We start from the raw sequence: 11,565 nt of genomic DNA, 5'->3' as shown, positions 1-11,565 counted from the left end.
TTAAATGGAAAAGGTACTAGAAGTGTAGGCTGTGCTTACACACCAGTCAAGCTTGTTGTTTTTTCTAACAATTTATTTCATATAATATGTCTAGAAAATCCATCTTTTAACAATTTTTTTGATGAATTTTTAAAGTAAGTCGCTCCAAAAATGTCGCAAATTTGAAAAACCATCAGGATAATCAATCAATTTGATGAGTTTGGATTTGGGTTCTTATACTTAAGACTATATTAAGGTATATTTTGACCAATCAATAATTAAACAATTAATTTTTAAATTGAAAATAAAGTTTATTATAAGTTTTGTTGGGTTACTCTTTTTAAACCAACTGGTTTTAGCAGGAGACTTAGTCTCTTCTCAAGGAATTTCAACTCGATTGGTGAATGATATGTTGCCATTAAGTGCAAGTGAAATAGAAGCTGCAAAGCCTGAGTTGAGTTCTCGTCAAAAAGCCGCTGCAGTGATGCCAGCAATGAGTGGGGCAAAGGCGGTATCACGTATCTTAATTGCAAATACAAAACCCGGTATGCGCCAGTCAATCCCAAATGTTAGGCTTGGTATAGGGGTGGTCACCTCAGTTGTTATGACCAATCAAAAGGGCGCGATTTGGCCAATCAAGAGTTATATTATTGGTGACGCGCAGGATTTTACTGTCAACTGGGATCAAAAAAGTGGCATTTTAATGCTGCAGTCTAAGAAGCCTTATATAAATACAAACCTGGTGGTTATGTTGCAAAATCGCGCTACACCTGTGACAGTAATGTTGCAGTCTACACAAAGCTCATGGGACTATGAGGATTACATTCGTGTAGATGATGGTACGGATAGTGAGAATGTTAAAGCAATGCATCAGCCATATTTATTAGGGTTACTATCAGGTGTTGCACCAGAAGGTGCGCAAAGTGTACAGATAAGCCCAAGTGATGTAAAAACACAGGTATGGTCATACCAGAATCATTATCTTATCTTAACGTCAAGCACACTTATTTCACCTGCTTATATAAATCATCTTGAAGACAACACTATGGGGAAGACGAATGTATATGAGATTGATAAAACACCAGTCATTATGTTGTCGGATCAGACAAAAATGCAAGAAATTCATATTAAAGGAAGCTAAGTGATGTGGAATTTCTTAAAAAACCATCCTCGGATAAGAATAGTGATCATTTTTTTGGTAGTCATATTGATATCTTTTTTTATGCTTTTTTCCTGTACAAAAAAGTCAAACACTTATCTTGATTCATCTGTATCGACAAATGACATTGATCAAGGAAGTAAAACAGATATTACAGACCCCCGCTATAAAACATTAGAAAAAAAAGCAAAACAAAAAAAGATTAAACAGGCTGAAAAGAGTGATCAAAGCTATGTTGATGATGTGTTTGATGGTGAGAAACCAAAAGCACCTCAAGTAAAAAAACAAAGCATTCAGTCAGAGAATTATCAGCATCAACAAAAAGACCCTGTCGCCTTTTATCATGAGGAAGTTAATCCAGATAATCAAGCTAAAGAGCAAGGTGGCGAAAATCAAACAGCAGTTGTGTCACAAGTCTCTTATAAGTCTGCTGAAAATAATTTCCAGGCAATCGTAAAAGCCTGGTCGCATGCACCAAGTATGGAGAAAGCAGAAGCGGTTGGACTTGCAAGCGATAGTAATGGAAACGCTCGCAAAGGTGATGCCAAGGTATTATTTAAGGCAGGTGATATTTTATTTGGTGTTATTGACACAGCGCTTAATAGTGACCAGCCAAGCACACCAGTATTGGCAAGTATTGTTACAGGCCCTTATCGTGGTGCGAAACTTTTAGGCAGTTTTACCAGAGAAGATGAGAAACTGGTGATTAAATTTAATACTCTAGCGCTTAAGGATAAATCACAAAGCATTTCAATTAATGCATTTGCTGTGAATCAAAAAACAGCACAAACCGCACTAGCAACAGATGTTGATCACCATTATTTACTTCGATATGGAAGCCTTTTTGCCGCATCATTCCTACAGGGATTTGGAACATATTTTAGTGATAATCAGTACCAATGCCCAGCAGGTGCGTATATATGTATTAATACACAAAAAGGAGATTTAAAGCCACTATCTGAGGCAGCTTATTCAGGGCTTGGACAAATTGGTAGTGCATTAAGCAGTAATATGGCAAGCCAATTCAACCGTGCACCAACGGTAACACTTGACCAGGGTAGTCCTATTGGTGTGCTTATTATGCAGGATGTTAAAGTGTAGTTAAAATTGCGTTTTTAATGATCATTGGGGTATGGAAATAGTTAATAACAATAATTGAAAAAAAAAGAGAAATGATATGGGGAAAGTAGACTTTTATAATGATGAAGCGATTAAGTGTCGCGATGAAAAAGATACCAATTCATTAAAGCATCCCAATATGTATGATGGTGAAGATGAGCTGTCTGCAAACCAGGATGAAGAAAATACAGTATCGGAAGCAAAAAACATTGGCTTAAAAGAGAAGATTGCTCAGTTTAAGTTTGAGAGGATTTATATTGGCTATGCTATTGCAATTATTGTGATATGTTTTGGTGTTTATTTTATACTGTCACCAATGCTAAATACAAAAGAAAATACAGCAAGTGCGCCAACTAAAGTGCACAGGACTGATTACACAAGGAACTTTACATCTGTTGCAAAGCCTACACCAGTGATTGCAAGCGTACAAAAAACAAATATCGATGCCCAGCAGCTTAAAGAGACCCAAGCAGAAGTTGCCAAAATTATTCAGCAGAATAATCAGGCAGAAAAGCAGCTTATTTCACTAGCACAGACGCTTAAAACAATTAAAGAATCACAAAGTGCGATGCTTAAAACACAAAAGCTAACAGTCGATCATTTAAAAGCACTGCAAAATGCGGTGTCAGATATACAACAAAATGAGAAGCGTCAACAGCTCACAAAGCTTATAGATCAGCTAAAGCGTCAAATTCAATACTTAAATGCTAAGGCAATTAATGTTGCCGATCAACTACATTTAACGGCTGTTGTTGATGGTGTCGCTTGGCTTGAAGATAACAAAGGCAAAACGATGATAGTGAAAAAAGGCGATACACTTGAGGGGTATGGGCGTGTTATGAAAGTGGATGATGAGAAAAATCGTGTCTATACCGAGTCAGGTTATGTATTTAAGTAAGTAACAATGAAAAAGGCAATACTATGATTAACACAATGTATAACAGTATCGAGTCACTTTTCGCATGGATTAATAAAAGTACGAAAAAATCCATTTATCATTATTGTGATTTGGAGAGTGCTGATGATATACATACATTGATTACAAAAGATGGATCCTTAGTATCAGTCATGGAATATATTGGTGCTAATCATATGATTTCCAGTGAAGAATATGCTTATTTATGTCAGCAAATTAATTTAATTTTTGCGCCACTTCTGCAAAAAAAAGGGATTCAGATAAAGTGCTTTTTTCGATACGACTCAGAAGATACAGAAGAAGAGATTGAATCATTACTACAACCATCAGTAAAAACGGCACAACGCCTTGATTTAAAGATATCTGATTATTTTCTTGAAAAAAAGAAAAACTTAACAGAAGTCAATGTATATGAAAAGTGTTATATCGTGGTTTGGACAACACCGCAAATTATAGATGGTGCTGATCAAAAGCGCATATATAAAGAGAAAGCAAAAAATTTTCGGGGAAAATCATTAAAAATATCTAATAATGCACAGCATATTCTCCATGTTATTAACGAAGTGAGACTACAGCATTCGGCAACAATGACAATGTTAGAACAGTCATTTACTTCATTAGGACTGTGTGTTGAGCGCTTGGAGGTTGGAAGGCTCTTAAATCGTGTTAAAAAACAGTTAGCACCAGATGCGATAGATCGGCATTGGCAGGCACATTTACCTGGTGATAAAATTCATGCAAAACCTTCTTATTCTGACTGGTCAGCATGGTTATGGCCATCACTTTCCAGACAGCTTTTTACCGAGCATGCAAAAAATAATAACATGTCAACATGTACAATTGGACAGTATCGTTATGCGCCGGTTGTGATAAGTTTATTTCCAAAGCATATTCAATCATTTTATCAGTTGTTTAAAACGCTTAAAGAGTATAAAGTTCCCTGGCAAATAGCTTATTCATTATCAAGTGATGGTGTCAAAATTAGCCAGTCTAAAGCATTACTTGCACAATTTTTAACATTTAGTTCACATGAAAACCGTCTTATCTGTAATGCACATAAACTTCTAAAGCATTTAGATGAGAATAGTGACACACCCATCACAAATTTCTCTGTTGCTTTAATGACCTGGGCACCAGTGGAGGATGAAGTATTGTTTAATCGAAGGAAGACAGCATTAACAAAGGCAGTGCAAAGCTGGGGAGGCGCGCAGGTTACAACCAATTTTGGTGATGCATTTCAGGTTGTTACCAACACAACGCTTGCCATGAACAAGGGTCGTTTCCCTTGTGCTGTAGCAGCACCATTGGAAGATGCTGTTGCAATGATGCCTTTATTTAGGCCGGCGACTTCATGGCGTGATGGTGCGATGATTTTTCGAACACCTGATGGAAAACTTTGGCCTTACCAAAGTGGATCTTCACAGCAGGTCAGCTGGGTAGAGCTTATTTATGCACGATCAGGCGCTGGGAAATCTGTACTTTTAAATGCGCTAAACTTTGCCGCGTGTTTAAAGCAAGGTGTTGATGAATTGCCTTATATTTCAATACTTGATATTGGGAAATCCTCAGAAGGTATTATTGACTTTATAGAGCAAACAAGTCAGAAAAAAGGCGTTGCGCAATCTTATACATTTGAATTTCAAGAAAATGATGCGATTAACCCATTTGATACTTTTCTAGGGGCAAGATATCCAAGCAGTGCGCACAGAGACTTTCTTATTAATCTTGTTTCTATTTTCTTAATTGAGGATATGGATAGCAAGTTGCCTGATGGTATGGATTCAATGCTTGGCATGGTTATCGATACGCTTTATGTCATGACAAGTGACAATCAACAGCCTAAACGTTACCATCAGGGGGTGAATGATGAAGTGGATGCGGTTGTTTACCAACATTTTTCTTCACAAGAAAACATTACTTGGTGGCAGGTAACTGATTATCTGTTTGAGCAGGGCCAAGTGCAATTAGCTGAAGTGGCACAGCGTTATGCCATGCCCTTATTATCTGATTTGATTATTGCGGTGAATCACAGTGCTATTCTTGATTTATACCAACAAATTACCTTGAGTAATGGTGAAAATTTCATTCAGTATTTTTGTCGAAATATTACGGCAATTATTAAGAACTTTCCATCAATAAATATGGTTACAAGACTTGCCGTGACAGCAAGGCTTGTTGCCTTTGATCTTTCTTCAGTAATGTCTGGTGGTTCATCAAAAGATGTTAGAACATCCGTAATCGCTTATATGTTAGTTCGGCATTTAACCGCAAGTTACTTCTTTGTGAAGTCACATGACTTAACAGATTTGCCTTTAGTCTATCAAGATCACCATAAACGCTTGATTAAATCTTTGTTGATGATACCTAAGCGTATTGTTTTTGATGAGTTTCATCGTACACATGGCTGCCAACCTATATTAAGACAGGTCTTAACCGATATGCGTGAAGGAAGAAAGCATAACGTGCAAGTGACATTGGCTTCGCAGTCGTTAAGTGACTTTAGCCCAACAATGCTTGAGTTTGCAACTTCTATATTTATTTTAAGTGGTGGCAATCAAAGTGCACTTGATAATACGGTAAAACACTTTGGTTTAAATGAGACAGAAAGTACAGTCTTAAAACAGGCTGTGCATGGCCCTGGTAGCAATGGCATGAATTTTATTGCACAGTTTCATACAAAACAAGGCGTTAATACACAACTTTTAAATTTAACGCTTTGTGCCTATGAGCTATGGATTTTCACAACAACAGCAGAAGATGTTTATCTTAAAACACTCTTGTGTGAGCATGCTGGCATATTAGATACACTAAAAATATTGGCGGATTATTTTGCAACAGGTAGCGCAAAGCGTTTTTTTGAGATTGAGCTTAAACGCCACCCTGATAAGACGATAAAACAAATAGCACAAGAGCTGTTGACGCATTTTTTACATGAATATGATTTAAAGCGTAATAATGCACGGAGTGAAACGCAATTAAACAATAAAACAGCATACAGACATCAATCGCCGCAATTGCCTTCTTATGTGGCGAAGAGATAAGGATAAAATAAATGCATGATCAAAGCGAAAAAACCACAACTTTTAAGGCAGCTGCTCTTCAGGAGATCATTGACTTTTGGCAGTCTAAGAAGACACCTCATCAAATGGCATTACTAACAGCATATGATGTGAAAGAGCTCAAAGAGAATAATATCAATCTATCCGATACATTTTATATGCAATTTTCTGATTTTTGCAAAAAAACATTGAAGGAGAATCCTGAGTATAGTGAGCATCAGGTTTTACAAGTCTGTGATAGCTTGCCTACTACACTTTTAATGTATTTTATGCAAAATTTACACAGGGTTGATAAAACGCGCTTTTCATCCCTTTATCGCATGATGGTTTCAGATAAACGATATGAACATCTGATCAGCCGCTGTATGAGCTTTGAAAAAAATATTATTTTAACACGTGTTTTTAATGAAGATCGCATAAAGGCATTACAGCAAGCCCTTATGCATTGTATGGAGCAGTAAACCGATGAAACAAGATATATTAAAACAGATTATCGAGAAATCACATTTCTATAAATCGAATTTCCGTTTAATGATCAAGGTGCTTTTGTTAAGTGTGATCCTCAACATTATATTGGTTTTTACGGTATTGAATCAGCATGCCAAAGAGAAATTTAATTTTCTTGCAATTAATAATGATGGTCAAATTAAATCGCTACAGACACATAATGTGCCACGGATTACGCAGGAGATGGTTGTTAACTGGGTCAGTATGAATATTCAAAAAATCTATTCACTTGATTTTTTAAATTACAAAGAAGAGGCTTTATCATTTCAAAACCTTTTTACGGACTATGGCTGGATATCTTTTAATAAAGCCTTTAAACCGGTGATAGACAAGATTAAAGACAACCATATTGTTGAACGTGCTGTACTTAATGGTGTTCCTGTTGTCACAGCCATCGGTTCAATATCAGGCATACCCAGCTGGAAACTTGAAGTGCCATTAATGATTAGCTATTCAAAGGGTCAATCAATGAATACGTCCAAGGTTGTCGTGAAGCTTACCGTCCAGAAAAATACGGATACGCAAATACGTGATAGCTGGCAGTATTTTGGTATATCACAAATCATTCAACAATCAGTTGAGTAAAGGGGAAGCTATGCGTAAGCAAAAAGATGAGAGAAAGAAAGTTAAAAAGCAGCGTCTCAGAAGGACAAAAAAGATATTTTTGACTTCATCCTTCAAAGAGCAGCATCACTGGTTTGGTCATGTTTTTCGTGTTTTTTTTAGAATAAAACGACCAAATCGTGAAATGCACTTTAATGAGCTTGAGGATATTGGCGTTGATCAGGAGAAAATTAAAATGCTGACAAAGCGCTTTACTTTCCTTGTTCGTTTATGGCTAACTATTGTACTACTGGGATACTTCTACATGCTTTATTTATTTATTCAAGGAGACTGGTATATTGCCATTATCAGTTTATCTGTTTTGCTTATTGCGCTTGCTAATGCATTTCGGTTTCACTTTTGGCGCTATCAATTACAAAAAAAGAAATTAGGCTGCACATTAAAAGAATGGGCAAGTGATGTATTTAAACTAGGAGGCAAATAATGGCACTTGCACAAGATCAAAATGCATGGGATATCATTGATTCACTTTTTAGTTTCTCCTCAGGACAGCATGCCAGTGGCGCGCTATCTGGTAATTATACTGATTCAGCATTTAGAATGGTGTTTTATTATTTTAACACCAACATTATATTAGCTGCTGCGGCATTATATGCATTTATATTGGTGATTGGTACGATTAATACCGCTAAAGATGGTGAGTTTTTAGGAAAGAACTGGAGCTCTTATTGGATCCCACTTCGTGTGATTCTTGGCAGTGTGTCAGCGATTCCTTTAAAATCAGGGTTTTGTATCGCACAATATTTTATTTTTGTCATTGTTGGTGTGGGGATTAGCTTTGCCGATCATGTTTGGAGTAACAGTTATAATGATATAACCCACAGCTCTGTGCCGCCAACGCTAAGCAGTAATATTAATCAAAGCCTCACGGATGACTTGGGTGTGTATATGCTATCTGACTATATCCAAACCTATGTACAAAAAAATAATATCAAGAACAATACATTAACAATCAATGAAACGGCTGACACTGAAAGTACCAATATCCTTCAAGCTGCCAAAACAATACAATCCTATGTTAGTGCAAGTAGCACCAGCGGTATTGATGATTTTTTTAAAAATGATGGTGATATCTCACAAAATGTAAAATATATGCTTAATGGAATGGATAAATGGACCTATCTTGATGGAGATGACTATATCCAGTATTTGCTGGATCATTTTATTTGGCAATATAATGTGATTATTCCTGACAGTGTAGATAGGAATATAAGTAGCAAGGCACAACAGGTATTGCAAGGTTACACAAAAAATCGTAAGGACTGCGATCCGAGTGTGTCAGGGTATATTGATGTGATTAGTAAGGGGATAAATGTATCCAACTATTTGGGGGATGCCTCAGCTCATCCGCTTGAAGTCGTTTCTAGTTGTATCGTAGATAATGTAAGAAAACAGTTAGCCGGGATTGCGTCAGATGACAATAAAACGGGTTCACAAAATACAAAAGGCTCAGATAGCCAAGCTGCCAGTGGTGTCTGGTGGAATGCAGATCAGAAGTATTTTGAAATAGATGATAGCTTTAGTACAACGATGACAAACTTTCAAAGTGCATTTGATACATTTAATCAATTATTTGATGAGACAAACAATGGTTTGATTAAACTTAATAAAACTGGTTTGCAAATTGTTTATTTCAGGCAAGGGCAGCCTGTAGATACTCTTGCTTCAAACTATGCAAAGCAATCGTTGCATTATACTTTGAAACCGCAAGGCAGTCCCACAAATACAACAAAGCTTCTGGATATTGCTTCTTTGGCGGATAGTGGGGATCAATATATGCATCTTGATATGACAAAATTAAAAAAGGACTTTAGTGATATCCTGACCAAGGCAAATCAAAAACAAGATGATGTTAATACAACCTGTCGTGCATTTGGTGACACAAATACAACGCCATTTCCTGGTTTAGGTTGTCAACAGATTGTTGATGCTGTAATTCCTGATACGGTTTCAAGTGATATTGGGAACTACTTTATGGTTATTGATGCCTTAACACAAAAGCAAGGAATGACAGTGGAAGCTCAGCAGCAAATGGTCGCAGGATTTATTGAACTTCTTAAATTTTTATCACAAAATGGCGTAAGCTTTATCAAAACAGCGTCTGATGTTGAAGATTTATCTGATCCTGCAGAGAATTTTTTGGATACATTGTTTAGTAATATGGGTATTACGAATCCTGATAAAAGTGTGTTGCAGCAATTATATAATCTTGGTGAATCAAGCGATGGTGGTGTGGTAACACAGGCTTTTTCACAGATAAAACAAATTCAAAGCGTTGGTCAGTCAATTATCACAATGATGGTTGAGTCATTGCAAAGTGTTGCCAACAAAGTGAGAGATAAAGCAAAAACAATGATGATTGCCGTTGGTGTTGAACAAACCACGGCTAAAGCAGCTGCTTTGGTTGCTGCAGCTGGAAGCTTTTTTGCGCCAGGTTTACCTGGTGCGATTTCTGCGATGGGTGATGTGGCAGCGCAGATTACAATGATGAAAATGATGTATGATTTATCCAGTCAGCTTATCTGGCTTCCCATTCTATTTTTTGTATTGGTAACACTTTTTGGTATTGCCATTATGTTAACACTTGTCATCCCACTAGCGCCTTTTATGTTATTTTGGGCCGGAAAAATGGCCTGGCTTTTATTGATTATTGAGGCATTGATTGCTGCACCCGTTGTCGCACTTGGTCTTGTTTATCCTGATGGACGGCATGATATGTATGGTGAGTCGGAGCCGGCAATTAAAATCATGTTAAATTTAGTTTTGCGCCCGGTATTAATGGTTGTTGGTATGATAGGTGGGCTTATTTTAACCTATATTGTCGTGAGTTTTTCAGCGCATGGGTTTCATGTGATTGCAACACAAATTGGTCAATATTATGGGCTTTTTACTGCAAATGCTACAGGCACAAAAATTTATACCAGTGGTGTTTTAAGTATTATCCTGCTATTCCTTTATGCAAGCTTTATTAGCATGGCATTTTATAAGTGCTTCTCATTGATTTATATTTTACCGGATAAAGTCTTGCAATGGATTGGGGGTGGGCAAAATGAGCGTGCCGGCGTTGAGGAGTTGAGTGAGATGAAATCAACGGCCTCTCAACACGCTCAAGGTGCGGCACAGTCGGGCACACAAGCAGTTGAGCGTTCTAATCAGACACAACAAGAGCTTGCAAAAGGCGTGCAAAATGTTGGTCAGTCATCCGGGGCGTTTGTTAACTCTGCATCTGAATATCAAAAGTCAAAGAAGACACCTGGTAATGACGCGGACATTAGCTAAGTTAAACGATGCGTTTTTTTGGCATTATATAATATAAAGAGGTCAATGTAGTGAAAAAAACAATAAATGGACAAAATAACCGAAATGGTTCTTGTCTATTTCTTAGTATAAAAAACAAAAAAAAATGGTTTATGTGTGTTGCTGGCATGATCTTATTAACGCCTTTTGCTTTTGCAAATGAAACAATTCACTATGGGGTGCGTTTAGAAAATAGTTCTAGAGTAGAAATAAAAAGCTTGAATGTTAGTATGACACATGGAAAAGTAGTGAAAAAGTCATATACTGGGGACGGGGGAATGTTTACTTTAGCTTCATCTGGGAGTAACAAGGATACATCTGTTATAGGTAATGTTACGATATTTTTTAAAGATAATTCTGAAATTGAGCTACATATAGGATTAGATGAAAAATCCAGCGCTAGCGAGTTTAGAGCAGGTGTAGTTAATGTTTTAAAGAATACAGTGCACCCTGCGGCTGTTATTTCTCATACTAGTTTATCATCAGGTGTAATAACAATTACTTTATCAGATAACTTTTTTGATCATGAGCTGGTTGGAATAGGTATTGGCGCGCTTGAGGTAAAAGCCTGTGGCAGTAGCAGCCAATATTACGCAAATAGCAGTAGCAGCAGGCATTGGTCTGATCCTTGTGGTAGTAATCAAGATAAAAATAATGTGGTGGTTAGTTTTTCTGGGCATATGGGAAGATGCTATTTAACACGTAAAAACGGTGGAAAATTAACAGTTGGTAAGTGTGATAATAATAGTATTGTGATGAAAGTAAAAGGTAACAATATTTTATTTTTATGCCAGCAAAAAAGCCCTGGTGATGAATCATGTTCCTGGGTGGAAAAATCACAGCTAACCACTTCACATATGCTTTCGTATAATTTATATAAATAGGATCACACTACAGGACACCTG

9 protein-coding genes are annotated in these 11,565 nt (G+C 36.9%); all 9 read left to right on the top strand.

The window, feature by feature from the left end; genetic code table 11:
- The first annotated feature begins 388 nt into the window (after nucleotides 1-388).
- The 9 genes from DNK84_RS11765 (at nucleotide 389) to DNK84_RS11725 (ending at nucleotide 11,544) form a co-directional block, all read left to right on the top strand.
- On the top strand, nucleotides 389-1,120 hold the full coding sequence (locus tag DNK84_RS11765; RefSeq protein WP_119344690.1) for a DotH/IcmK family type IV secretion protein: 732 nt from the start codon (nucleotides 389-391) through the stop codon (nucleotides 1,118-1,120).
- An 81-nt stretch (nucleotides 1,121-1,201) separates the two neighbouring features.
- Complete coding sequence (locus DNK84_RS11760; RefSeq protein WP_162902422.1) at nucleotides 1,202-2,239, top strand: DotG/IcmE/VirB10 family type IV secretion system protein; 1,038 nt, start codon at nucleotides 1,202-1,204, stop codon at nucleotides 2,237-2,239.
- 76 nt (nucleotides 2,240-2,315) lie between these two features.
- Nucleotides 2,316-3,155 (top strand): hypothetical protein, encoded by an 840-nt coding sequence (locus tag DNK84_RS11755; protein ID WP_119344688.1) that lies wholly within the window; start codon nucleotides 2,316-2,318, stop codon nucleotides 3,153-3,155.
- A 23-nt stretch (nucleotides 3,156-3,178) separates the two neighbouring features.
- A complete protein-coding gene (locus DNK84_RS11750) occupies nucleotides 3,179-6,214 on the top strand; it encodes a hypothetical protein (RefSeq protein ID WP_208123321.1) in 3,036 nt (1,011 codons plus the stop codon).
- 11 nt (nucleotides 6,215-6,225) lie between these two features.
- On the top strand, nucleotides 6,226-6,693 hold the full coding sequence (locus DNK84_RS11745) for a type IVB secretion system protein IcmW (RefSeq protein WP_119344687.1): 468 nt from the start codon (nucleotides 6,226-6,228) through the stop codon (nucleotides 6,691-6,693).
- Nucleotides 6,694-6,697: 4 nt separating this feature from the next.
- Nucleotides 6,698-7,324, top strand: a complete 627-nt coding sequence (locus DNK84_RS11740; RefSeq protein WP_119344686.1) for a DotI/IcmL family type IV secretion protein — start codon at nucleotides 6,698-6,700, stop codon at nucleotides 7,322-7,324.
- A gap of 10 nt (nucleotides 7,325-7,334) precedes the next feature.
- A complete protein-coding gene (locus tag DNK84_RS11735; protein WP_119344685.1) occupies nucleotides 7,335-7,787 on the top strand; it encodes a hypothetical protein in 453 nt (150 codons plus the stop codon).
- A complete protein-coding gene (locus DNK84_RS11730) occupies nucleotides 7,787-10,642 on the top strand; it encodes a DotA/TraY family protein (protein WP_119344684.1) in 2,856 nt (951 codons plus the stop codon). Before DNK84_RS11735 ends, DNK84_RS11730 begins: the two co-directional genes overlap by 1 nt.
- Nucleotides 10,643-10,692: 50 nt before the next feature.
- Entirely contained in the window at nucleotides 10,693-11,544 is an 852-nt protein-coding gene (locus DNK84_RS11725; RefSeq protein WP_119344683.1) for a hypothetical protein, read from the top strand.
- Nucleotides 11,545-11,565 lie beyond the last annotated feature (21 nt).

It is taken from the genome of Facilibium subflavum (genome assembly GCF_003574485.1).
GTDB lineage: Bacteria > Pseudomonadota > Gammaproteobacteria > Francisellales > Francisellaceae > Facilibium > Facilibium subflavum.
Note: the sequence above shows the minus strand (reverse complement) of the source record. Positions and strands in the feature narration are given on the sequence as shown.